The sequence below is a fragment of the Mycolicibacterium brumae genome, from assembly GCF_025215495.1.
GTDB lineage: Bacteria > Actinomycetota > Actinomycetes > Mycobacteriales > Mycobacteriaceae > Mycobacterium > Mycobacterium brumae.
The window spans coordinates 1,892,474-1,916,295 of record NZ_CP104302.1; the positions used below are offsets into that span (position 1 = coordinate 1,892,474).

Genomic DNA, 23,822 nt, shown 5'->3' on the forward strand with positions numbered 1-23,822 from the left:
CGGTTTCAAGCGTGGTCGGGAGCCCCGGCGCGCGGGTGTCTCTTTCCGCTCACAGCCCGAGCAGTACGTCGACGTGCAGCGGTGCGCACAGGTCGATCAACCACAGCTGGTCGGATCCGGTGGCGAAAAGCCTTGCGAACGTGGCGTCCTGGACGACCGCGCCGTCGCACCGGTCGCCGAAGAACACGTAAGCCCGCGCGTCGTCGCAGAGCCTCGACATCCACACCAAGCCGTCGAACCCGGCATCATGCGCGGCGCGGGCCCAGGCAACGGTGTCGGGATAGGTGTCGGCGCCGCCAGCGGTGAGTTCGGTGTCGCTGACCTTGAGCCGGCGTAGCCCAAGCCCATGCAGAACGCCGACCCGTACCGGGCGGGTCAGCCGCAACCGTGCCATGACGGTCCGGCCATACGCGTCATACGGGAGGACACCGCCGCTGACCGGAATGTCGTGCAAGAGCGTTTCGGCGATTGCGGCCTCTTGGGTGGCCGCCGCGTACAGGACCGGCACCACCGGATCCCCGAAGAAGGCGAAGCGGGTAGCGGATCCGAACCCGGGGTTGAACGTCGTGGCGGTGCGCCCCTCGGCCGCGGTGAACACCCGATACAAATGGGTCCCGGCGTCCAGCGTTGCCGACTGCGGATTGAAAGGAATCGGTGGCGCAGGGGTCACCACTGGACTGTCCAGGCCGACCGGGCCGCACGCACGACCCGCTCGGGATCGCTGGCCAGCAGATCGACCGGACGCATTCCGTCGAGATACGTGGTTGGAGCGCACAGCCACTGCACGACGCCACTGTCCGACCATTGCGCTTCCCCAGCGAGGTCCCGCAGAACGCGGATCACCGGCAGGGGCCGCCCATCGGCGCCGAACTGGAATCCCGGATAGAGCGACTGACGCCCGCGCGTGATGGCCAGCAGCGCTCCGTTGCGGCGGGCTGCCACAGCCAAGTTGCGCGGAGCGGTGGATCGGGAGCCCAACCGTTTGCCTGTTTCAGTGCTGGTGAGCAGTCCGAACTCGGCCTCGATGCGGTCGTAGAGGTTCCGCTCGGCCTGCACGGCGCGCGCGATAGCCGGCTCGGTGTAGACCTTCACAGCGTCCAGCGCGTCACCGAGAGCAGCCGCGCTCTCCCTGATGCGCTGCGCGACGTCGACAAAGTTGTCATATGCGGCGGTCATGGTTTACCCACTCGACGTAAGTGCGAATAGTGCATGTCCAGAATAACGCATGTTTCGCATGTCCGGAGAAGTCACCCGGGAGACGTCGCCTACGATCTGAGTCGATATGACCGAAGTCGAATCCCACACCCCGGCCGATACGCGGGTCGCCGCCGAGGCCGAACGCCGCCGCACCTTTGCCGTCATCAGCCACCCCGACGCGGGCAAGTCGACGCTGACCGAGGCCCTGGCGCTGCATGCCCGGGCGATCACCGAAGCCGGCGCGATTCACGGCAAGGCGGGCCGTCGCTCCACCGTTTCGGACTGGATGGAGATGGAGAAGGCCCGCGGCATCTCGATCACCTCGACCGCGCTGCAGTTCCCGTACCGGGACTGCGTCATCAACCTGCTCGACACCCCGGGGCACGCCGACTTCTCCGAAGACACCTACCGGGTGCTGACCGCCGTCGACGCCGCGGTCATGCTGATCGACGCCGCGAAAGGCCTCGAACCCCAGACCCTGAAGCTGTTCCAGGTGTGCAAGCAACGCGGTATCCCGATCATCACCGTGGTCAACAAATGGGACCGACCGGGCCGGCACGCGCTGGAGCTGATGGACGAGATCCACGAGCGGATCGGGCTGCGAACCACCCCGCTGACCTGGCCGGTCGGCATCGCCGGAGATTTCAAGGGTGTGATGGACCGGCGCAAGGGCCACTTCATCCGGTTCACCCGGACCGCGGGCGGCGCGACGATCGCACCCGAGGAACACATTTCCCCGGACCAGGCCTTGGATGCGGCCGGCGTCGACTGGGAGAACGCGGTCGAAGAATCCGAACTGCTGTCCGCCGACGGATCCGACTTCGACCGGGACACCTTTGTGACCGGCGAAACGTCCCCGGTGCTGTTCACCTCCGCGGCGCTGAACTTCGGCGTCAACCAGCTGCTCGACGTGCTGGTGGAGCTTGCCCCCTCGCCGGGGTCGATCGTCGACGTCGACGGCGAACCCCGACCGGTCGACGCGCCGTTCAGCGCGTTCGTGTTCAAGGTCCAAGCCGGCATGGACTCCTCCCACCGGGACCGGATCGCCTACGCCCGGGTGTGCTCGGGCACCTTCGAGCGCGGTGACGTGCTCACCCACGCCGCCACCGGCAAACCGTTCGTCACCAAGTACGCGCAGTCGGTCTTCGGGCAACAGCGCAGCACTCTGGACAGCGCCTGGCCCGGCGACGTGATCGGCCTGTCCAACGCCGCCGCGCTACGCCCCGGTGACACCCTGTTCGCCGACAAGCCGGTGCGGTTTCCGCCGATCCCGAGCTTCTCCCCCGAGCATTTCGCGGTCGCGCGCGGAACTGATCCGAGCAAGCACAAGCAGTTTCGCCGCGGTGTCGAGCAACTCGACCAGGAGGGCGTGGTCCAGGTGCTGCGTTCGGACAAGCGTGGCGATCAGGCGCCGGTGTTCGCCGCCGTCGGCCCGATGCAGTTCGAGGTCGCCGCCCACCGGATGTCTTCGGAGATGGGGGCGCCGATCACGCTGGAGTCGTTGCCGTACCAGGTCGCGCGGATCGTCGACCCGGCCGACGCCGACTTCGTGGACCGGCAGTTCTCCGCCGAAGTGCTGACTCGCTCCGATGGCGTCATGCTCGCGCTGTTCTCCACCCAGTGGCGCATGGAGTCATTCCAGCGGGACAACCCCGACGTCATCCTGCGCGACTTGATCGCCGCGCGGAGTTAGCGGCCGCGTCGCAGGAACGCTTTCAGGCGGATTGGATCTGGATCAGGTTTCCACAGGTGTCATCGAACACCGCCGTGGTGACGGGGCCCATTTCTGTGGGCTCCTGAATGAACTGGACGTTCAAGGACCGCAATCGCTCGTACTCGGCGCGCACATCGTCGACGGAGAACGCAGTCACCGGTATCCCGTCGGACATCAGGGCCTTCTTGAAGGGCTTGGCGGCCGGATGCTCGTCGGGTTCGAGAACGAGCTCCACACCGTCCGGCGCCTCCGGCGAAACCACGGTTATCCATCGATACGCGCCGACAGGCACGTCATGCTTGGGCTGGAATCCCAGAATGTCGGTATAGAAGCGCAAGGCCTTCTCTTGATCGTCGACGAGGACACTCGTCAGGTTGATCCTCATGATTGGTCCCTTCTGCCGCTCGTGCACCAGCGCGACGCAATCTGCCTCAGCGGCAACGTGTTTAGGTGGTGGAACTTGCACCGGCCCTCGCGGCGCGTCTCGATGAGCCCGGCTTCCTCGAGCAGGGCCAAATGCTGCGAGATCGCTTGCCGGGAGGACGTCAGACCGTGATTGGTCGTCAGTCGCCCGCAGATCTCAAAGAGCGTTTGGCCGTCCCGAATCGTCAATTCGTCGAGAATCGTCCGGCGCGTGGGGTCCGCCAGCGCTTTGAAGACATCACCCACATGGAAAGAATAGGCAAGTATTTGCTTGCCTGTCAATGGTTATCGGGTGCCTGACGCGACGGATGATTGCTGTGTGCAGGTTCGCGAGCGGCCCGTTGGCGCACGTAGAACGCCTCGAGCGGCCCGGTGGCGTACGAGGGCTCCATGGCGTTCGCCTCACGCGGAGCTGTCCTGGGCCGTTGTGTTCCTCGTTGGCCATTCGTGCACTATTTGGCCGCTGGCGAAGGAAAACGTGCCGGGGTTGGCCGCTCGAGACGGGAAACGCGCCGCGGTTGGCCGCTCGCGGCCAGAGGCGACCGTTGTCGCACGCGTGCGCCCCTACCAGCGGCTTTCACAACAGCGCCTAACGCGCAGCCAACTGCGCAAGAACCTGCGCGTGCGTCTCGGCGTCGAACGCCACGATGCAGTACGTCGTCACGATCGAGGGCGATCAAGCCCACTCCGGAGCGACGATCATGGCCGACCGTAGAGACGCCCTCTACGGCGCCGCGCTGCTCATCGTGTTCGCACGGGAACTCGCCGACCGGTTCCCCGACGTCCTGCACACCGCGGTCGGCCAGATCGATGTGTATCCCAACTCGCCGGTGGTGGTCGCCTCGCAGGCGACGCTGATGCTCGATCTGCGATGCTCGGACGAAAAGGTGCTCGTCGAGGCCAATGAGCTTCTGCGGCGCCAGTTCGCAGAGATCGAGCGGAAGGCCAATGTGACGGTGACACAATCCCTGTCGCACGAGTGGGGCATCAATCCGTATCAGCCGACGGGAGTCGACCTCGCGAGAAGGTCCGCCGAATCCCTCGGCCACTCCTACGAGGAGATCCTCACCGTGGCCGGGCACGACTCGGTCAACATGAAGGAGGTGGTGCCGACCGTGATGCTGTTCGTGCCCTCCGTCGATGGCATCTCGCACAACGAACGCGAGTACACCCTGGACGAGGCGATGATCGCGGGACTCGACGTGCTGACGGACGTGGTGCGGCGACTGGCCGAGGGCGAACTCCCGCGCGGGTCAGCCGGTGACGACTCCCCCACCTGACGCCGGATCAACCGATCCGCTCGCGCTGCTGCGCTGGCAGTTCGACCTGACCTGGTCGCTGTTCGAGTACCACCTGGAGCGCCTGGAGCCCGACGACTTCCTGTGGGAATCCACCGCGAACTGCTGGACGATGCGCCCCGGCCAAGGCGGCGGCTGGACGCCCGACTGGGCCGATGTCGAACCCGCGATCGTCCCGGTCCCGACGATCGGCTGGCTGAGTTGGCATCTGGGCTGGTGGTGGAGCGTCGCCATCGATCATGCCCGCGGCAGGATCCCGCGGGATCGCGCCGACATCTCTTGGCCCGGGCCGGGCGCGGCGACAATCGAGTGGCTGCGGGGAATGCACGCCGAATGGACGAACGTGCTGGACACGCTCGGCGCCGAGGATCTGGAGCGGACAGCGACGTTCCCGTGGCAGGAGGAGTCCCGGCACAGCGTCGCGCACATGGTCGCCTGGGTGAATTCCGAGTTGATGAAGAACGTCGCCGAGATCGGCCAGCTTCGTCTGCTGCGCGCCGCGGACGGAAAATAACTCTGGATCCTCGGGCGTCACCGGGTGTGTACTGGAGATATGGCGCCGTCGCGACGGCGGCAAAACGGATGGAGTCCATCATGAACCGAGTCTCACACCGGATGGCGAAAACGGCAGTGACGAGCGGTCTCGCATTGGTCTGGGCGCTGGGCGGCGGAACCGCCGAGGCCGACGACTACTACTGGTTCCAGTGGTGTCCCGGCCAGGTGAATCCGGCATTCTCCAGCGACCGGGTCGTCGACTGGGATTGGACCGTCTGCCACAAGTACCGATACGAGGGCAACACCGCCATCGACGACACCGGACGGGTCTATCCCGCGCCCGCGCGGCCGCCGGGATCGATCTGTGGCACCGACCTGTTCACGGGCACGCCGATTCCCTGCTAGAACGGAATTGGTAGTTCTGCGTTCAGGGGGATCACATCAGAAGAATACGAACCACGCGGCCGCTGCTGGCGGCGATCGTTTTGCTGCTCGCCGCACCCGGCTTCGCAGCCCCGCGCGCCGCTGCCGCTGATCCGTGCCCGGATATCGGCGTCGCTTTTGCGCGCGGGACCGCGGAGTCTCCGGGCGTCGGCAATGTCGGGCAGGCGTTCGTCGACACGCTCCGACAGCAGGTGGCCCCGCGGACCGTTGGCGTGCACGGGGTGAACTATCCCGCGAGCAACGACTTCGCCGGACCAGGGTTCATCCCGAACGTGGTCAACGGCACGCGTGACCTGCTCGACCACGTCCGCGGTGTGGTGTCGGCGTGTCCGGAGACCGAAATGGTGCTCGGCGGCTACTCCCAAGGCGCGATGGTCACCGCGTTCGCCACCTCCGACGCCCGCCCCAACGGGGTGCCCGACCCGGCGCCGCTGCCGCCCGATGTCGCCGACGACGTCGCCGCCGTCGTGCTGTTCGGCAAGCCCAACGGCCCGTCCCTGGCCAAGTACGGGACGCCGGCGGTCGGGCCGAGCCCGCAGTTCGCCGGTGAGACGCTGGAGCTGTGCGCGCCCGGTGACCCGGTGTGCGCGGCCGACTCGGCGGCCCCGTGGGATCCGGCCGCGCACACCGCCTACACCCGCAACGGGATGGTCGGCCAGGCCAGCTCGTTCGTCGTCAGCCACCTGCCGATGGACAGCGCCGTCATTCACTAGTCGGGCGAACTCCCGCGCGGCCGCAGCCGCACGTTGGGCAGCGGCGGAGCCGGCAGCCGCGCCGGCGAGCCACGGTAACCCTGAACGCGGCCGAACTGATCGGACTTCCTCTCCCACTCGCGGCGGTAGGCGGCGATCTCCTCGTGGCTGCGGCCGAGGAAGTTCCACCACATGACGATCTCCTCGTCCAGCGGCTCGCCGCCGAGCAGGAGGCCGCGCGCCGGTTCGTCGGTGTGATTTGCCAGCGTGACGGTGCTGCGCCCCGCCTCTAGGAAAGCCAGTGCGGCCCAGGGTGTTTCGACGCCGTCGACGGCCACCGATTCGGTGTCGGACAGGAAAGCATGCTCGAACGAGGGGTCGACGTCGAGAATCAGCTGCGCACCGGGCTGCAGCCGAACCTCGGCGCCGAGCAGCGGGCTGAACGTCGGCGCCGGCGAGGTCTGCCCGGCCAGTGAGCCGATGAAGACCCGCAGCACCGCCCCGGGCAGCTGTGCCGGCATGGGCGTGTAGTGCTCGAACGCGCGCGGCGCGTGGCGGTGCGCGTCCGGCAGCGCGATCCACAACTGCACGCCGTGCAGCACCGTCGTGTCCGGGGTGGAGACCTCCGAGTGGCAGATGCCCGCGCCCGCGGTCATCAGATTGAGTTCGCCCGGACGGACCAGCGCGTGGGTGCCGAGACTGTCGCGATGCTCGACCTCGCCGGAGAACAACCAACTCACCGTTTGCAGCCCGGTGTGCGGGTGCGGCGCCACGTCCATGCCGCCCGTGCCCGCGACGTCATTGGGACCGTAGTGGTCCAGGAAGCACCACGCCCCGACGCGCCAGCGCTGCCGCCGCGGCAGCGTCCGCCGCACACTCATCGCCCGGGGTCCGCCGAGCGGCACGTTGATCGGCGCGAAGACCTCAACGGGCCGAGGACGCCCGCCCGCGCCGGCTGAGGCGGGGCAGCGCAGTTCCTGTGGGGCCGATTCCAGGTTGCTCACCGGTGTCCATCTTCCCGGTGTGGACGACCTGCGGCAACGTTCAGAGGGATCCGCGCTCGACCACCCACTGACGCCGAAGCGGCAACGCCTCGGCTGCGATGCCGATAGCGCGACGCCGAATACCCGCACCGGCGCGCGCGAGGCCATTACAGTTCTAGCGCCGACGTCCACGCCGGACCCGGCCAACACCGCCCCGGAGTCGCGAATGAGCAGCACCACGAACAATTTCGACTTCTTCTCATCCGGCGAGCTTCCGACGCCCGAGGTGACCGAATCCGGGGCCGCCGCCATCGCGTCCACCCTGCTCGGACAACCGGTGACCGCGCGCTCCCTGGGCAGCCAACAGGACGCCAACTTCCTGCTGGCGGCCGACGGCGATCCGGTCGGCGTGCTGAAGGTGGCGAACGCGGTGTTCACCGAGCAGGAGATCAGCGCGCAGGACACCGCCGCGGCGCAGCTGGCCGAGCACCTGCCCGACCTGCGCTTCCCCACCCGGCTGGACGCGCCGCAGGCCCGCCCGGAGGTCCCCAACGCCCGGGTGCTGACCTTCCTGGGCGGCGGGACCCTGAACGGATCGGGGTACCTGTCCCCGCGGGTGCTCGCCGAATTCGGGACCATCGTCGGCCGGGTCAGCCGCGCCTTGGCCGACTTCGACCACCCCGGAACCCGCCGGGTGCTGCAGTGGGACCTACGGCATTCCGGCCGGGTGCTGGACCTGCTGGCCGACGCGGTCACCGACCCGCATCGCCGCGCGGTGGTCGAGTGGGTGCGCGCCGAGGTCTGGCCGCCGGTGGAAGCTCGTGACGCCGAGCTGCCCCAGCAGAGCGTGCACGGCGACATCACCGACGACAATGTGGTGTGTCGCGCCGAGAACGGCGCCCGGATCCCCGACGGCGTCATCGATTTCGGCGACCTGATGCGCAGTTGGGCGGTCGGCGAGCTCGCGGTGACGGTTTCCTCGCTGCTGCATCACGACGGCGTCGGTCCGCTGGACGCGCTCACCACCATCGCGGCCTATGACCGGCAGCGCCGGCTCAGCGACGCCGAGATCGAGGCGCTTTGGCCGCTGGTCGTGGTGCGCGGCGCCGTGCTGGTGGCCAGCGGCAATCAGCAGGTCGCCATCGACGCCGACAACAGCTACGCCTCCTCCGCGCTGGAACGCGAATGGCAGATCCTCGACGTCGCCGCGTCCATTCCGATTCCGGTGATGACCGCCGCGATCCGGTCTGCCCTCGGGCGAGACAGTGTCCGGGCCGAACTTCCCCGTCATCGCCAAATAACCACGGCACCAACGGAAATTCTCGACCTGTCCGCCACGTCGGCGGCACTCGATCGAGGTCGCTGGTTGGACGCGGACGTCGAAGACGACCTCGCCCGGGAGGCGCTGCGCGGCGGCGCGTCCGCGGTGGCCACCGCCTTCGGCGAATGCCGGGCCACCCAGGCGCGGCCGCTGTCGTTCGACGCGTCCGCTACCGTGGCCACCGGGGTCGACGTCTGGTTTGCCGCCGACACCGAACTGCGAGCGCCCTGGCCCGGTCGCCTGCGCCACAACGGGAACAGCGTCACCCTCATCGGGGACGAGCACATCCTGGTCATGCGGTCACCCGGCGCGATCGACGCCACCGACCGGGACGTCGAGGCCGGCGACCTGATCCTGGAGTCCGCGAGGTTCCGGATCACCGTGGTGACCCGCGCGAACGCGGACGTCGAGATTCCGGACTTCGTCGTCCCGGCCGCGTTCGAGGCCTGGCGCTCGCTCATCTGCGACCCCACACCGCTGCTGAACGCGCAGCCACACCCCGCCCCCGCGGCCGGCGACGTCGACACGCTGTTGCGGCGCCGCGACGCCAGCTTCGCCACCGTGCAGGAGCACTACTACGCCGCGCCGCCGCAGATCGAACGGGGCTGGCGACAGCACCTGCTGTCCACCACCGGGCGCAGCTACCTCGACATGCTCAACAACGTCGCCGTCCTCGGCCACGGCGACCCGGAGGTCGCCGACGCGACGTACCGCCAGCTGCTGCGGCTCAACACCAACTCCCGATTCGTCTACGAATCGGTGGTCGACTTCTCCGAGCAGCTGACCGCGACCCTGCCGGATCCGCTGGACACGGTGTTCCTGGTCAACTCGGGCTCGGAAGCCATCGATCTGGCGCTGCGGCTGGCCATGGCCGCGACCGGGCGACGCGACATCGTCGGGGTCGCGGAGGCCTATCACGGCTGGACCTTCGCCTCCGACGCCGTGTCGACATCGGTGGCCGACAATCCGAACGCGTTGAGCACCCGCCCGGACTGGGTGCACACCGTCGACGCGCCGAATGCCTACCGCGGCCGTTACCGCGACGAGGAGGCCGGCCGCTACGCCGCCGACGCGGTCGCCGCCATCCGCGCGTTGGCCGAATCCGGCTGCCCGCCAGCGGGATTCATCGCCGAGCCGTACTACGGAAACGCCGGCGGCATCCCGCTGCCGGACGGCTACCTGTCCGCGGTGTACGAGGAGATCCGCAGCCACGGCGGCCTGGCCATCGCCGACGAGGTGCAGGTCGGCTACGGCCGGCTCGGCCACTGGTTCTGGGGATTCCAACAGCAAGGCGTCATCCCCGACATCGTGACCATCGCCAAGGCCATGGGCAATGGTTACCCACTCGGGGCGGTGATCACCTCCAAGGCTGTCGCCGACCGATACCGCACCCAGGGCTACTTCTTCTCCTCCGCTGGCGGCAGCCCGGTGTCCTGCGTGGTCGGCAGCACCGTGTTGCGCGCCATCCAGGCGCGCGGACTCCAGGCCAACGCGGTCGAGGTCGGCGGGCGCCTCAAAGCACGGCTGCAGGAGCTGGCGCGGAAGCACCCGATCATCGGCGCGGTGCACGGCAGCGGCCTGTACCTCGGCGTCGAATTGGTCCGGGACCGCGACACTCGGGAACCCGCGCCGGAGGAAACCGCGCGCATCTGCGACCGACTGCTGGACCTCGGGGTCATCATGCAACCCACCAGCGACCGGCAGTGCGTGCTGAAGGTCAAGCCGCCGCTGGTGCTGGAACGCGCCGACGCCGACTTCTTCGTCGACGCGCTCGACCACGTCCTGACCAACGGATTCTGAAAACGAGGCGAGAGAAATGACCGAATTCGACACCATCGTTGTGGGAGCGGGGATCTCGGGGCTCACCGCGGCCCGGCTGCTGAGCCGGCACGGCCAGAAGGTGGTGGTCTTCGAGGCCAGAGACCGCGTCGGGGGCCGGCTGCACACCCTGCGCGAGGACGGCCGCATCACCGACGTCGGCGGGTCGTGGATCCACGGCGTCGGGGACAGCGAAGAACTGCACAACGCGGTGCGGGCCTTCGGCATGCCGACCGTGGAGTTCACCGTCGGCAGCTTCCAGGCCGGCGGCCGGCCCATCGCCTACTACGGGCCCGACGGCGGGCGACTCAGCGACGCCGAGACCGCGTCCTTCATCGCCGACGTCGCCGCGATCGACGCGGACCTCACGCAGACCCTGAGCGCAGCCAAACCCGGTACCTCCTACGAGCAGGCCGTCGAGGACGCGCTGGACCGGCTCGGCTGGCAGGGTGAGCGCGCCGACCGGGTCCGCGAGCACCTGCGGCACCGCAGCGAGGAACAACTCGGCGCCGACGCCGCCGACCTGGAGGCGCTGTCGCTGACCGATGAGACGGTCGCCGGTGACGAGGTGGTCTTCCCCGAAGGGTATGACCGGCTGGCCACCGGTCTCGCGGACGGCATCGATGTCCGGCTGGAGCACCCCGTTCACACGGTGCGGTGGACGGACTCCGGCGCGCAGGCGCAGGTCATGGCCCCCGACGGGACCAGCGAATGGGTCGGGGCCCGCCACGTCGTCGTCACCGTGCCGGTGGGCGTGCTGCGCTCCGGCGGGCTGGTGTTCGACCCGCCGTTGCCGGAGCCGGTGGCCGGCGCGCTCGACCGGTTCCGGATGAACTCCTTCGAGAAGATCATTCTCCGTTTCCCGCAACGGTTTTGGGACGCCGACGTCTACGCGATCCGCCGGCAGGGCCCGGCCGGGAAGCGGTGGCATTCCTGGTACGACCTCAGCGGGCTGCACGGCCAGCCCGCGCTCTTGACCTTCGCGGCCGGCGGCGTCGCCCGGGAGATCCACGACTGGTCCGAGGACGAGGTGGTGGCATCGGTGATGGCGTCACTGCGCGATATCTACGGTGACGCGGTCCCGGACCCCAGCCACGCCACCGTCACGCACTGGGCCGACGACCCGCTGGCCGGCGGCGGCGCCTACTCCTACCCGGTGGTCGGAACCGCGCCGGAGGACCACGACCGGCTCGCCACGCCGCTCGGCGCCGGCACGGTGTGCCTGGCCGGTGAGGCCACCTGGAGCGACGACCCGTGCACGGTGTCGGCCGCGCTGCTCTCGGGTCACCGCGCCGCGCAGCACATCCTCGGGCGCGACATCGGCTTCGATCTGGCGCCGCATGGCGGCTGAGACAGACAGCGCCGTCACCCCGACGGGCGCCCCGCTCGCGCTGGCGGCGCTGCTGGCTGGAACCCTGGTCGGGACCGTCGGCAACAGCGTCGTCAACGTCCCGCTGAGCTCGATCCTCGCCGATTTCGACGCGCCCCTGACCAGCGGCGTCTTCGTCGTCGTCGGATTCCTGCTGGCCTTCGCCGCGTCGATGCCGCTGGCCGGCTGGGTCGGCGACCGGTTCGGCCGGCGCAAGGTCTACTGCCTCGCGCTCATCGCCACCATCGTCTGCTCGCTCGGCGCGGCCACCGCGCCGTCGCTGGAGGTGCTGATCACCTGGCGCACCCTCGGCGGGATCGCCGCGGCGCCGTTCGCCCCGGTGGTGATGGGGCTGATCCAGTGGCTGTTCTGGGGTGAGCAGCGCAGCCGCGCGATCGGCGCCTGGGCCTCGGTCAACGGCCTGGGCCAGGCCATCGGCCCGACCATGGGCGGCCTGGTCGCCGACGCGTGGGGCTGGCGGTGGGTGTTCGTCCCGCTGATCCCGGTCGCACTCATCGGGCTGATCGGCACGCTGCGCCACATCCCCGCCACCCCCGGCCGGCGCGCCTCGCTGGACGTGGTGGGCGCGGTGACGCTGACCGTCGGCGCCGCGACGCTGGTGTTCGGGCTGGCGCAGATCGCCCGGCCGGACCCGGTGGCCATCGGCGCGCTGATCGTCGGCGCGGCGAGCCTGGTCTGGTTCACCGCGCACAGCCTGCGGACCCCGGCGCCCTTCGTGGACCTGCGGCTGGCGTCGGAATCACGCTTCCTGCGCAGCACATTGGCGGCGTTCGCGCAGATGTTCACCCTCAACGCGACCCTCGTGGCGATCCCGCTGTACCTGGTGTCCGGCGGCGCCTCCGAATCCGCGGCCGGGCTGACCTTGTTCGCGGTGCCGGCGGTGATGGCGCTGCTCGGTCCCCCGGTGGGCCGCTACATGGACCAGTTGCGTCCGCGCCGGGTGCTGCGCACCGGGCTGATCCTGCTGATCCTCGCCGAGGTGGCGCTGGCGCTGCTGGTCGGCCGGGCAGGGCTGCCGACCATTGCGCTGCTGGCGGCGCTGGCGCTCGTCGGCGCCGGGGCCGGGCTGGTGCAGACCCCGGCCGCCAACGGCGCGACGAAATCACCCGCCGGTCAGCAGGGCACCGGGCTGGGCCTGTTCAACCTGGTGCGGTTCACCGGATCGGCGGCCGGGGCGGCCTGGGTCGCGGTGGCCCTGGATGTCGCCACCCTGCCGACGGTGTTCTGGGTGGCCGCCGGCATGGCGCTGGTCGGGCTGGCGGCGTCCTTCGTCGGCCCCGACCCCGAACGCACCCCGTGGGCCGCGACGCCGCCGTAGCCACGGATCATTCGACGTCGACGGTCCCGGGTCGCGAGATCGCGCCGCGGGCCACCAGTTCGCCGGTCAGCGCGGCCGCGCAACTCTGCGACAGCAGCAAGCTGATCAGAACCATGACCTGCACGGCGCAGGCCTGCGCGGCGGAACCGGTGCTCAGCAGCACCCCGACGAACGCCCCGGGAAGGGTGACCAGCCCGGCGGTCCGGGCCTGGTCGAGGTTGGGCAGCAAGGCGTCGGAGATCGAGCCGCGGATGATCTCCATCCGGGCGTCGCGCTCCCGGAGCCCGAGGCTCAGCGCGGCCTCCACCTCCCCGGCGCGCAACGTCAGCGCCTTCAACGCTCGGCGGGCGGCCATCGCGACCGCAGTCATGGTGCCGCCCAACACGATCCCGGCCACCGGCACCAGCGCCCACCCGGTGAGTGGAACCAGGCCGGTGGCCATCATCGGGATGACCGTGGCGGCCAGGCCGACCGCGATCGGCACGGCGAGCCACAGCTGCCCGTCACCGGCGCGGCTGCGGCGCGCCGCGGTGAACGCGGCGACGGCGAACATCACGGCCAGCACCAGCGCGGAAGACCACAGTCGCGTCATCGCCGCGGCCAGCACCGCCGACACCGCGATCAATTGGGCGGCCGCGCGGCCCGCGGCGCCCGGCGCCGCCCACACCGGGCCCAGGCCGGCGAATCGGTAGACCGCCGCCGCAGCCAGCGTCATGGCGACGCACACCACGACCAGCGTCGGCCCGACCTGCATCGCTTCCACGTGACCAGTGTCCGCCGTCGGGCGCGATCAGCCTCCGTCGGTGGGCAACTCCCCGCGCCGGACGGCCGCGCACAGCGCCGCGTGATCGGCCTCGGTCTGGTCGGCGTAGGAGCGGGCGAACACCGTCAACGCGTCATCCACCGCCTCGGAACGGCCGAGGTAGCCGGCGATCATCGACGCTCCGCTGGTCCGCGCGTGCCCCTTGGCCAGCAGCTGCCCGACCACCCCGGTGTAGTCGATGAGCGTCGGCGCGTCGATCGCGTCCAGCGGGATGGTGCCCTTCATGTTCCGGAACTGCCGCACGTAGTACTGCCGACCGTCCATGCTGGTCCAGCCCAGCAGCGGATCGCTGACCGTCTGCAGCGCCTGCTGGTACTCGACCACCCGCTGCCCCTGATGCGCGTGCCAGGCGGAGTCACCGTGCACATACGGCGCCAGCACCGAGCGTCGGGCCTGCTTGAGCTGCAGGAAGATGACGTCCTCCGGCGAGGAGCCCTCCAGCAGCGCGACATAGGCGCGCAGGCCCACGCTGCCCACCCCGACGACCTTGTGCGCGAGGTCGACCAGGGTGTAGCCGCCGAGCACACGCCGCCAGTGCGACGAGAGGGTGTCCAGGTAGTCGTCGAGCGCGGCGGCCAGCGCGTCGGCCTCCCGCAGCGGCAGCCGGGTGATCAGCGGGGGCTCCTCGACGATGCGCCGCCCGCCGTCGATCTCCTCGGTGAACCGCGGCAGCGCGCGGTCACTGGTCCGGTTGCGGGCACGGTCGGCGGACCGCTGAATCGCGTTCAGCAGCGGCCCCGAGGTCTGCGAGGTGAGCCGGTCCACGTCGAGCCGGGTGAAGGACCGGGAGAACAACGGCTCCTCGGACAATCTGCGCAGCTCCGCCCGGTACGCGCCGACGCAGGCCCGCACCGCCCCCGACAGTTCGTCCTCGGAGGCGCCGTTCTGCCGCCCGGCGACCCAGATGCTGGCCACCAGCCGGCGCAGGTCCCACTCCCAGGCGCCCGGATGGGCCTCGTCGAAGTCGTTGAGGTCGATGACCAGGTCACGTTCGGGTGAGGCGTAGAACCCGAAGTTGCCCAGGTGCGAGTCGCCGCACACCACCGGGGTGATGCCGGTCGCCGGCAGGTGCGCGACGTCCTCGGCCATCACGATCGCGGTGCCGCGCAGAAACCCGTACGGCGACGCGGTCATTCGGGCCACCCGGATCGGGATCAGCCTGTCCAGTCGGCCCTGGTGGCTGCGCTGGATGAGCGCGATCGGATCGGGCCGGTCGGCCGGCGGCGAACAGTGCGCCAGGGACTTGCGCGGCACCTTGGCGCGCAGGCCCTTGCCGAGTTTGAAGCGCTCGGCCCGGGTGGCGGGGCGTTGTCGCAGCGAGTGATAGGCCGCGCCGTCGGCGCTTTCCAGCACGGTGTGCCGGCCCGCCACGGGCTGTCTGGATCGGGTCACCGGGTCGGCCACCTCCGTCTCGGGTCGCGTCTCGTCCTTCCGGATCGAGTGCTCGCCCGCTAGCATCCCCCACGGCGGGCCCACCGGTCTGGGGAATGATCCTGCGGGCTGCGCGCGGGACGAAAGGTGTGGTCATGACCCCCGAACAGCGGCGTGCCCGATTCGACGAGCTGCGCGCGTCCCCGCGCGTCACCGAAGAACAACTCGACGCGCTGTGGGAGATCCTGGAAGCGGTGCGCGCCGAGGACATTCTCGGTGACTGGAAGGGCTCCGGATTCAACACCGGCCACCGGATGAACGACGCGCTGACCGAGTCGCGTTGGTACGGCAAGCATCTCAAGACCGTCAACGACGTCGACCCGATCGTCTGCTACGACGACGACGGGAACCTATTCTCCAACACCGAGCTGAGCAAGGGCGCAGCGACGTTGTGGGACATCGAGTTCCGCGGCGAGGTGACCGCCACCATGGTGTACGACGGCCAGCCGATCTTCGACCACTTCAAGCGGGTGGACGCCAACACCCTGGTGGGTGTGATGAACGGAAAGCGGGCCCGCGAGCGCGGCAATTACTACTACTTCGTCCTGGAAAAGGCCGACTGAGACCCGGACTCCGGATCGGGCGCCCCCTGGGCCGTGTCATTCATGTCCGAATGTCAGGTCAAATGAGGGGAAAATGATGGTTAACGAGTGTTGAATGTGACATGAATCACTGCGACGCTAAGCCGGGGCATATCGCGACCGATCAGGAGTCCATGGATGAGCGCACACGCTGCTTCGGCGTCTGAAGCCGAACTGCCACCACTTACCGCCGGTCCGTACCGCAAACGGATCGGCCTTATTTCTCTGGTCGCCTGTCTGGGCGGCCTGCTGTTCGGCTACGACACCGGTGTCGCCAACGGCGCCGAGGGGCCGATGTCGCATGAGCTGGGGCTCAACGAGCTGCAGACCGGCATCGTGATCAGCTCGCTGGTCTTCGCCGCCGCCGTCGGCGCCTTCCTGGGCGGGCAGATCTCCGACCGGATCGGCCGCCGGAAGATGATTCTGGTGCTGGCGATCATGTTCTTTGTCGGCGTGATATTCGTCGTCACCGCACCGGGATTCGGCGTGGTGGTCGTCGGCCGCATCATCTTGGGTCTGGCAGTCGGCGGGGCGTCGACGGTGGTGCCGGTGTACCTGGCCGAACTGGCGCCATTCGAGATCCGCGGATCGATCACCGGCCGCAACGAACTCGCGATCGTCATCGGCCAGTTCGCGGCCTTCACCGTCAACGCCATCCTGGCCGCCAGCTTCGGCGAGCAGGAAGGCGTGTGGCGCATCATGTTCGGCATCTGCGCGCTGCCGGCGGTGGCCCTGTTCATCGGCATGATGCGGATGCCGGAATCCCCGCGCTGGCTGGTGGAGAAGGGCCGCTACGACGAAGCCCTGGCGGTGCTCAAGACGGTGCGCTCCGAGGACCGCGCGCTGGCCGAACTCGCGCAGGTGGAGCGCGTCGCCGATGAGGAGAAGGACGAGCACGGCCTGGACTTCAAGCAGATCCTGGCCAACCGTTGGCTGCGGCGCATCGTGCTGGTCGGCATCGGCGTGGCGGTGGCCCAGCAGCTCACCGGCATCAACTCGATCATGTATTACGGCTCACGGGTTTTGGAGCAGTCCGGCTTCAGCCAGACCGCGGCCACCATCGCCAACACCAACTTCGGTCTGGCCGCGGTGATCGGCGGCATCATCGCGCTGCGCAATATGGACCGCCTGGATCGCCGCAAGACGTTCATGATCGGTCTCACGCTGACCACCATCTGCCACTGCCTGGTCGGCATCGCCGGCCTGGTGATCCCCGAGGACAACGCCGCACGCCCGTACGTGATCCTGGTGCTGATCACCGCGTTCGTGCTGTCGATGCAGACCTTCTTGAACATCGCCGTGTGGGTGTGGCTGGCGGAGATCTTCCCGCTGCAGATCCGCGGTCTGGCCATCGGCATCTCGGTGTTCTTCGGCTGGTTCGTCAACGCCTGCCTGGCGCTCTACGTCCCGACACTGCTGCACAATCTCGGACTGGGCACCTTCTTCCTGTTCGCCATCGTCGGGGTGATCATGCTCGGGTTCCTCTGGCACGAGGTGCCCGAGACCCGCAACAAGTCCCTGGAGCACCTGGAGGAGAGCCTGCTCAGCGGCGAGCTCTACGCCACACTGCCACGCCGGGTGCCGTTCGCCCGGGGCCCGAAGAAGCACTAGCCGTCGGCCTCCGACACCCGAACACGAAAGGTCTTCTGCTATGACGATTCTCGTCGGATACCCGACCAAACGGCGGGCGCGCGCGGTGCTCGAACTGGCCGGCATGCTGGCCCGCTCCCGCGGCACGAATGTGGTGGTGTGCACCGCGATCCGGGATCCCCGGATCCCGGGCACCCGCCGCGACGATCCGAAGTTCACCACCTACGTCGACGAACTCGCCGACACCGCGCTGGCTCAGGCCCGCGAGGACATGCCCGGCGATGTCGACGTGCAGTTCGTCCGGGTCGACGCCCGCTCGGTGTCGGCCAGCCTGATCCAAGCCGCCGAAAAGTACCGGGCCCGGCTCATCGTGGTCGGCTCGGCGATGGGCCGCATCGAAGAAGTCACCGTTTCCAGCGTGGCCGACCGGATGCTGCACAGCTCGCCGATCCCGGTCGCGGTGGCCACCCGTGGCTTCCGCGCCATGGACGCCAAGGTGCGACGGGTGACCCTGGCGTTCGCCAGCGGTGAGGACACCGCGGTGCACGTGGCCGCCGCCGAAGAACTCGCCGCCCGCTACGGCGCCGAGCTACGGTTGGCGTCCTTCGCGGTGAACCTCAACCACGCCGAAGCGTTCCGGGTGGCCGTCAAGGGACCGTCCGGAAAACAGATGTGGGAGAACATCATCCGCCGCGAGGTGGAGATGGCGGTGCAGGCCGACCGCGCCACCTCCGACCGCAACCCGCAACTAGTGATCGGCCACGGGCACAACTGGGCCGAGGCGCTCGACGACATCGACTGGGGTCTCGGCGACCTGCTGGTGGTCGGCTCCAGCGTGTCCGGGCCGCTGGCCCGGGTGTTCGTCGGCTCCCGGGCGTCCAAGATCATCCGACACAGCCCGGTGCCCGTCATCGCGCTGCCCCGCGGCGCGGTGGACAGCCTCGCCAGCGAATAACCGCGCCAACGACAAACCGGCCGCACCCGTTCGGGTGCGGCCGGATTGTCGCGTGGGGCTCAGGGCTTCTCGGCCTCCGCATTCGCGGCCTTCAGGGTCTCGGCGGCGACGGCCAGACCCTCCAGCGGGCCGAACGCGACATCCTCGTGCTCGATGTTGACCCACATGTCGGGGTCCACCCGCTTCAGCGCGCGAAGGAAGTCGGCCCAGAAACCGACGTCGTGGCCCTGGCCGACGGCGACGAAGTCCCACGCCGAATCCTGCGGCCACTTGTTCACCACGTGCCGCCCACCCAGACCGGTGGGATTCTCCTCCCGCGGGATCCGGGTGAAGCGTTCGTCGAGCACGCCGTAGATCCGGCAGTTCAGGTTGATCCGGGTGTCCTTGGCCGCGGCGTGGAACACCAGCGGGCCCAGCCAGTCGATGGCCGCCACCGGGTCGATGCCCTGCCAGAACAGGTGCGAGGGATCCATCTCCGCGCCGACGTGGGTGGCGCCGGTCTTCTCCACCAGCCGCTTGAGGGTCGGCGGGTTGAACACCAGGTTCTGCGGGTGCATCTCGATGGCGACCTTGACGCCGTTTTCGGCTGCCAGCGCGTCGATTTCGGTCCAGAACGGGACCGCGACGTCGTCCCACTGGTAGTCCAGCGCGTCCAGGTAGCCCGAGTCCCAGGTGTTGACGTTCCAGGCCGGCCACTGCCCGCCGGGGTGCGCCGCGGGAAGCCCCGACATGGTGACCACCCGGTCCACGCCGAGCAGTCCGGCGACCCGGATCGCGTTGCGCAGATCCTCGGCGTCCTCGGGTCCGACCTCCGGGTCGGCGTGCAGCGGGTTGCCGTTGCAGTTCAGCCCGGCGATCGACACCCCGGTTCCGTCGAAGGTGGCCAGGTAGTCGGCGGCCGACACCTCACCGGAGAGCAGCTCGGCCACCGGCAGGTGCGGGGTCGGCAGGAATCCGCCGGCGTTGATCTCCGCCCCGGTCAGGCCCAGGGAGGCGATCACCTTGAGCGCCTCCGGCAGCGAACGGTCATGCAGAATTGCGGTGTACACACCGAGTTTCACGAAGTCTCCTTGGTTCAGTTGACGGGGGTCGTCAGTTGACGCGGACGGCCGCGCCGCCGCGCTGAGCGGATTCGGTGACGGCCGCGACGACGCGCAGACCGTGCAGACCGGCGTCGAAGCCTGGTAGCGCACCGAGCTCGTCCACACCGGCGATCTGATCCAGGAACGCTCGGGCCTGGAACACGAACAGGTCGGCCACCCCGTGCCCGACGCCACCGGCGTCCATCGGCAGGCCGCCGCGGATATAGGGGTGCTCCGGCCCGATCAGCACGCGCCGGGGACCGGCCAGCGCGGCGCGGCTCTCGGCGGTGGAGATCTGGAATTCGCCCGCCCGGTGCAAGTCCCAGGCGGCTGATCCGGCGGAGCCGAACAGCTCGAAACCCAGTCCGTCGGGCAGGTCGTGGGCGACCCGGGACGCCGAGAACGTGCCGAGGGCCTCATTGCCGAAACGGGCGGTGAAGGTGGCCACGTCCTCGTTCTCGACGGGCGCGACCTCGTCGCTGACCGCAGTCTTGGTGTGCCCGTAGGTGACTCCGAGCGGAACCGGCCGCTCGGTCACCACGGTCGCGAACGCCGCGCCGGCGACCTCGGTGATCGGGCCGCACAGGTATTCGCTGAGTTCGATCAGGTGACTGCCGACATCGGCCAGCGCGCCGGAGCCCGGTCCCCCGCGGTAGCGCCAGGTGATCGGCGACGTCGGGTCCAGCGCGTAATCGCACCAGTAGCGGCCGTTGAAACACACCAGCTCGCCGAGCGCGCCGGAGCTCAGTTCGCGCCGGATCTGCTCGACAGCCGGGGATCGGCGATAGGTGTAGCCCACCGCGGTGACCCGGTCGGAGCGCTCGGCGGCGGCGAGCATCGCCTCGGCGTCGGCCAGTGAGCCGGCCAGTGGCTTCTCGCACAGCACGTGCTTGCCCGCGGCGAGCAGTCCCTCGACGATCTCCCGGTGCAGATGGTTGGCCACCACCACGCTGACCGCGTCGATGTCCGGGGCGTCGGCGATGGTCCGCCAATCGTATTCGGCCCGCTGGTAGCCGTAGCGCTTCGCGGTGTCGTCGGCCACCGCGGCGTTCGTGTCGGCGATGGCGACGAGCCGGACCTCGGGTCGGTTGGTGCTGAAAAGTGTTCCGGCGCTGCGGTATCCGGCCGCGTGCGCGCGCCCGGCCATACCGCCGCCGATGACGGCGACACCGATCGGCGCCGACTCCCCGGTCATCGCGGGGCGCTGTGCTTTCCGACGTACTCGGTCATGGTGGCCAGCTGGTACCGGGACACCTGGTGGGCGTTCTCGTCCTCGGCGAACACCGAGGACACCATGACGGTGTCGGGGCGGTCATAGAAGCCGATCCCCGCCAGTCCCGAGAAGAACTCGTCCCAGTCCACGTCGCCGTCGCCGATCTTGAGGTGCTGGTGCACCCGCGCCGGGTTGCCGGGTGGGTTGGTGATGTAGCGCAGGCCGTGACTGCGGCGGTGGTCCATGGTGTCGGCGACGTGCACCAACCGCAGCCGGTCCCCCGCCGTCGCGATGATCTCGGCCATATTGCCGCCCATGTGGTAGGTGTGGCAGGCCACGTACACCATGCCGATGTTTGGCGAGTTCAGACCGCGGATGATGCGCAGCGCCTCGAGCCCGTCCTCCACGAAATCGTCCGGGTGCGGGTCGATCCGGACGTCGATGCCCTCGGCTTCGATGATCGGCAGCAGTTCCTCCATGGACCGGAAGAACGCCCGCTCGGACTCCTCGGCGCGTTCCGGGCGGCCGGAGAACTCGGTGTTGATGACGTTCACGCCGAGGTCGACGGTGATCTGGATGATCCGCTTCCAGTTGCGGACCGCGGCTTCCCGGGCGTCCTCATCGGGCCCGGACCAGCGCTGCACCGGCAGCACCGAGGCGATCCCCACCCCGGCGTCGGCGCAGGCCTTGCGGAACCGGGCGACCAGATCGTCGTCGGCCCGCGGGTGGTTGTAGAACGGGATGAAGTCCCGGTGCGGGGTCAGCTGAATGTGCTCGTAGCCCAATTCGGCCACCAGGGCCGGGAATTCGAGCAGCGCGTAGTCGTGGTGGAACGGGGTGGGGTCCAGGGCGATCTTCACGGTGTCAGGCTCCGGGGATCGAATCGCGGTCGACGAGGGTGACCTCGACCGGTTCGCCGGTGCCCAGCGACACCACGCCGGCCTCGCAGACCACCGTCGCGGCGTAGCCGTCCCAGGCGCCCGGGCCGTCGGTGAAGTCGGTCGCCGCCTCGCCGGCGGCCAGTCCGGTCCGCACGGCGTCGACCCAGCGCTGGATCTCGTTGTCGTAGGCCCGGCCGAAGCGTTCCCGGAATCCGGGGGTGATCGTCCCGCCCCAGACTCCCGGCGCGCCCTTGCGCACCAGCCCGACGTCGAGCCCGATCATGGCGCTGCCGTGCTCGCCGACCACCTCGGTGCGCACCTCGTAGGCCACCCCGGTGGTGACGAACAGCTCCACGTCCACGTGCCGGCCCGACGCGGTGCGCAGGATCGCGATCTGTGGATCCGAAAGCCCTTCGGGTGCTGCGGAATTCGGCGTCGGGCGGACGATCTGAACGGAGCTGACCTCTTCGTCGAACAGGAATCGGGTGACGTCCACCTCGTGCACCAGCGAATCGCGCACGACGTTGGAGCTGTCGAACCCGTGCGGCACGGCGGGGTTGCGGTGCACGCAGTGCAGCACCAGCGCGCGGCCCAACTCGCCCTCGTCCAGCATGGCCTTGAGCGCGACGTACTCGTCGTCGAAGCGGCGCATGAACCCGACCTGGATCAGCCGCTTGCCCAACTCGGCTTCGCGGCGGACCACCTCCAGGGAGCTCTGCGGGTCGGTGGTCAGCGGCTTCTCGCACAGCACCGGCTTGCGGTGGTCCAGACACGCGAGCAATTGCTTCTCGTGGGTGGGACCCGGCGTCGCCAACAGCACCGCGTCCACCTCGGGATCGGCAATCGCGTCCAGCGGGTCGGCGACGGACCGGCAGCCCGGAATGGTCGCCGCCAGCGCGTCGGCCTTGTCGGTGAGGTAATCGTTGACCACCGCGACCCGCGCGCCGGAGATTCGGCCCTCGATGCGTTTGACGTGGTCGGCGCCCATCAGGCCGACGCCGAGTACGGCCACACGCAGGTCAGACATGGCGGGGAGTTCCTTCCGATTGGTAACGCGCTTTACTAACGCGCGTGATGTCTACTATGGGCGGGTGCCCGAAATGTGTCAAGCGTCACTTCCGGTGAATCCGGCGCTGCCGTGACGGCCCATACCGGTCGTCGCCCGACCATGGCCGACGTCGCCGAGAAGGCCGGCGTCTCCCGCACTCTGGTCTCCTTCATCCTGGACGGAAAACCGCGCGCCAGTGCGGAAACCCGGCGCCGGGTGCTGGCCGTCGCGGAGGAACTCGGGTACCGGCGCGACGCCGCCGCCCGGGTGCTCGCGCAGGGTCGCAGCCGCACCCTCGGGGTGCTGATGGACGTGCAGCAGATGTTCGCCGCGGAGATGGTCAGCGGCATCATCCCGGCGGCGCGTCGGCTCGGCTACGAGGTGCTGCTGTCGGCGAACCTGGCCGGCGAACCAGAATCCGACTTCATCGAGTCCCTGCTCAGCCACCGCTGCGGCGGGCTCATCCTGCTGGGCCCGACCTCGCCGGAATCGGTCCTGGCCGAGTTGTCCGGCCGGGTCCCGACGGTCGTGCTGTGCCGGCGGCTGTCGGTGCTGCGCAGGTCCGACACCCCACTGGCCACCGTCCGCACCAACGACGCCAAGGGCATGCGACTGGCGGTCGACTACCTCGTCGGCCTCGGCCACCGGGAAATCCTGCACGTCGACGGCGGATCCGATCCCGGATCGGCCGATCGGCGGCGCGGTTACCGCGACGCGATGCGCGGCCACGGCCTCGGCGACCGGATCACGGTGATCCCGGGGGCGCACAACGAGGCGGCCGGGGCCGAGGCCGCGCGGCAGATGCTGGCCGGGCCTGCGCTGCCCACCGCCGTGCTGGCCGGCAACGACCGGTGCGCGCTGGGCCTGCTCGACGTGCTGACCCGCGCCGGGGTGGACATTCCCGGGCAGGTGTCGCTGATCGGATTCGACGACAGTCGGCTCTCCGACAACCCCCGGATCGATCTGACCACCATCCACCAGGACGCGCAGACACTCGCGCAGCGGGCCGTCGACATCGCCGTCGACTACCTGGAGGGACGAACCAGCCGGCCCGCCGACGTGGTGCTGGAGCCGCAGCTGGTGATCCGGTCCACCACCGCGGCCCCGGGCTGAGCCCGGCGCTGT

At 69.3% G+C, this 23,822-nt stretch carries 23 protein-coding genes; 12 read left to right on the plus strand and 11 right to left on the minus strand.

The annotated features are described in order from the left end of the window. Positions 1-49 precede the first annotated feature (49 nt). Both L2Z93_RS09200 and L2Z93_RS09205 read right to left on the minus strand, forming a co-directional pair. Complete coding sequence (locus tag L2Z93_RS09200; RefSeq protein ID WP_162562005.1) at positions 50-598, minus strand: RES family NAD+ phosphorylase; 549 nt, start codon at positions 596-598, stop codon at positions 50-52. 68 nt (positions 599-666) lie between these two features. After that, positions 667-1,176, minus strand: a complete 510-nt coding sequence (locus L2Z93_RS09205) for a hypothetical protein (RefSeq protein ID WP_162562007.1) — start codon at positions 1,174-1,176, stop codon at positions 667-669. A 106-nt stretch (positions 1,177-1,282) separates the two neighbouring features. Between L2Z93_RS09205 and L2Z93_RS09210 the strand changes: the two genes are divergently transcribed. Beyond that, on the plus strand, positions 1,283-2,890 hold the full coding sequence (locus L2Z93_RS09210) for a peptide chain release factor 3 (protein WP_090591727.1): 1,608 nt from the start codon (positions 1,283-1,285) through the stop codon (positions 2,888-2,890). A 22-nt stretch (positions 2,891-2,912) separates the two neighbouring features. Here the strand turns inward: L2Z93_RS09210 and L2Z93_RS09215 are convergent, their stop codons facing one another. Together L2Z93_RS09215 and L2Z93_RS09220 are read right to left on the minus strand one after the other, a co-directional pair. Continuing rightward, positions 2,913-3,296: a VOC family protein gene (locus L2Z93_RS09215; RefSeq protein WP_090591731.1), complete on the minus strand. Its 384-nt coding sequence runs from the start codon at positions 3,294-3,296 to the stop codon at positions 2,913-2,915. After that, positions 3,293-3,580 carry an ArsR/SmtB family transcription factor gene (locus tag L2Z93_RS09220; protein ID WP_090591735.1) on the minus strand — a complete coding sequence of 96 codons (288 nt, stop codon included), beginning with the start codon at positions 3,578-3,580 and terminating at the stop codon, positions 3,293-3,295. The genes L2Z93_RS09215 and L2Z93_RS09220 overlap by 4 nt, the downstream gene beginning before the upstream one ends. A 455-nt stretch (positions 3,581-4,035) precedes the next feature. Here L2Z93_RS09220 and L2Z93_RS09225 point away from each other — a divergent pair, with 455 nt between their 5' ends. The 4 genes from L2Z93_RS09225 (at position 4,036) to L2Z93_RS09240 (ending at position 6,284) form a co-directional block, all read left to right on the plus strand. Next, entirely contained in the window at positions 4,036-4,614 is a 579-nt protein-coding gene (locus L2Z93_RS09225; protein ID WP_202971884.1) for a M20/M25/M40 family metallo-hydrolase, read from the plus strand. Next, positions 4,595-5,146 carry a DinB family protein gene (locus tag L2Z93_RS09230; RefSeq protein ID WP_090591741.1) on the plus strand — a complete coding sequence of 184 codons (552 nt, stop codon included), beginning with the start codon at positions 4,595-4,597 and terminating at the stop codon, positions 5,144-5,146. Before L2Z93_RS09225 ends, L2Z93_RS09230 begins: the two co-directional genes overlap by 20 nt. Positions 5,147-5,247: 101 nt before the next feature. After that, positions 5,248-5,532: a hypothetical protein gene (locus tag L2Z93_RS09235; protein WP_128111747.1), complete on the plus strand. Its 285-nt coding sequence runs from the start codon at positions 5,248-5,250 to the stop codon at positions 5,530-5,532. Positions 5,533-5,612: 80 nt separating this feature from the next. Continuing rightward, positions 5,613-6,284, plus strand: a complete 672-nt coding sequence (locus tag L2Z93_RS09240; RefSeq protein WP_234786221.1) for a cutinase family protein — start codon at positions 5,613-5,615, stop codon at positions 6,282-6,284. Here the strand turns inward: L2Z93_RS09240 and L2Z93_RS09245 are convergent. Beyond that, positions 6,281-7,267 (minus strand): pirin family protein, encoded by a 987-nt coding sequence (locus tag L2Z93_RS09245; protein WP_234786222.1) that lies wholly within the window; start codon positions 7,265-7,267, stop codon positions 6,281-6,283. The genes L2Z93_RS09240 and L2Z93_RS09245 overlap by 4 nt on opposite strands. A gap of 205 nt (positions 7,268-7,472) precedes the next feature. Between L2Z93_RS09245 and L2Z93_RS09250 the strand changes: the two genes are divergently transcribed. Genes L2Z93_RS09250 through L2Z93_RS09260 form a run of 3 tightly spaced genes read left to right on the plus strand, consistent with a single transcriptional unit; the run spans position 7,473 to position 13,093 of the window. After that, positions 7,473-10,367, plus strand: coding sequence for an aminotransferase (locus L2Z93_RS09250; protein ID WP_090591755.1), 2,895 nt, complete (start codon positions 7,473-7,475; stop codon positions 10,365-10,367). A 16-nt stretch (positions 10,368-10,383) separates the two neighbouring features. Next, on the plus strand, positions 10,384-11,736 hold the full coding sequence (locus tag L2Z93_RS09255; RefSeq protein ID WP_090591757.1) for a flavin monoamine oxidase family protein: 1,353 nt from the start codon (positions 10,384-10,386) through the stop codon (positions 11,734-11,736). After that, positions 11,726-13,093: an MFS transporter gene (locus tag L2Z93_RS09260; protein WP_090591761.1), complete on the plus strand. Its 1,368-nt coding sequence runs from the start codon at positions 11,726-11,728 to the stop codon at positions 13,091-13,093. The genes L2Z93_RS09255 and L2Z93_RS09260 overlap by 11 nt, the downstream gene beginning before the upstream one ends. A 7-nt stretch (positions 13,094-13,100) precedes the next feature. Here the strand turns inward: L2Z93_RS09260 and L2Z93_RS09265 are convergent, their stop codons facing one another. Then, positions 13,101-13,847, minus strand: coding sequence for an ABC transporter permease (locus L2Z93_RS09265; RefSeq protein WP_090591947.1), 747 nt, complete (start codon positions 13,845-13,847; stop codon positions 13,101-13,103). A 36-nt stretch (positions 13,848-13,883) separates the two neighbouring features. Continuing rightward, positions 13,884-15,374, minus strand: coding sequence for a DUF2252 domain-containing protein (locus L2Z93_RS09270; RefSeq protein ID WP_090591765.1), 1,491 nt, complete (start codon positions 15,372-15,374; stop codon positions 13,884-13,886). A 68-nt stretch (positions 15,375-15,442) separates the two neighbouring features. On the opposite strand from L2Z93_RS09270, the gene L2Z93_RS09275 reads away from it, so the two are divergent. The 3 genes from L2Z93_RS09275 (at position 15,443) to L2Z93_RS09285 (ending at position 18,473) form a co-directional block, all read left to right on the plus strand. Next, positions 15,443-15,910: a DUF4334 domain-containing protein gene (locus tag L2Z93_RS09275; RefSeq protein WP_090591951.1), complete on the plus strand. Its 468-nt coding sequence runs from the start codon at positions 15,443-15,445 to the stop codon at positions 15,908-15,910. Positions 15,911-16,066: 156 nt separating this feature from the next. Continuing rightward, positions 16,067-17,539: a sugar porter family MFS transporter gene (locus L2Z93_RS09280; protein ID WP_090591769.1), complete on the plus strand. Its 1,473-nt coding sequence runs from the start codon at positions 16,067-16,069 to the stop codon at positions 17,537-17,539. 40 nt (positions 17,540-17,579) lie between these two features. Next, complete coding sequence (locus L2Z93_RS09285) at positions 17,580-18,473, plus strand: universal stress protein (protein ID WP_090591772.1); 894 nt, start codon at positions 17,580-17,582, stop codon at positions 18,471-18,473. Positions 18,474-18,532: 59 nt separating this feature from the next. On the opposite strand, the gene L2Z93_RS09290 is transcribed toward L2Z93_RS09285, so the two are convergent. The 4 genes from L2Z93_RS09290 to L2Z93_RS09305 are packed head-to-tail and all read right to left on the minus strand — an operon-like array spanning position 18,533 to position 22,676. Further along, complete coding sequence (locus L2Z93_RS09290) at positions 18,533-19,534, minus strand: sugar phosphate isomerase/epimerase family protein (RefSeq protein ID WP_090591776.1); 1,002 nt, start codon at positions 19,532-19,534, stop codon at positions 18,533-18,535. Between the two features lie 31 nt (positions 19,535-19,565). Further along, positions 19,566-20,750 carry a Gfo/Idh/MocA family protein gene (locus L2Z93_RS09295; protein ID WP_090591780.1) on the minus strand — a complete coding sequence of 395 codons (1,185 nt, stop codon included), beginning with the start codon at positions 20,748-20,750 and terminating at the stop codon, positions 19,566-19,568. Beyond that, a complete protein-coding gene (locus L2Z93_RS09300; protein WP_090591784.1) occupies positions 20,747-21,628 on the minus strand; it encodes a sugar phosphate isomerase/epimerase family protein in 882 nt (293 codons plus the stop codon). The genes L2Z93_RS09295 and L2Z93_RS09300 overlap by 4 nt, the downstream gene beginning before the upstream one ends. 4 nt (positions 21,629-21,632) lie before the next feature. Next, positions 21,633-22,676: a Gfo/Idh/MocA family protein gene (locus tag L2Z93_RS09305; RefSeq protein ID WP_090591792.1), complete on the minus strand. Its 1,044-nt coding sequence runs from the start codon at positions 22,674-22,676 to the stop codon at positions 21,633-21,635. Positions 22,677-22,817: 141 nt separating this feature from the next. Here L2Z93_RS09305 and L2Z93_RS09310 point away from each other — a divergent pair, with 141 nt between their 5' ends. Next, positions 22,818-23,810 carry a LacI family DNA-binding transcriptional regulator gene (locus L2Z93_RS09310; RefSeq protein ID WP_090591796.1) on the plus strand — a complete coding sequence of 331 codons (993 nt, stop codon included), beginning with the start codon at positions 22,818-22,820 and terminating at the stop codon, positions 23,808-23,810. The last annotated feature ends 12 nt before the right edge of the window (positions 23,811-23,822 follow it).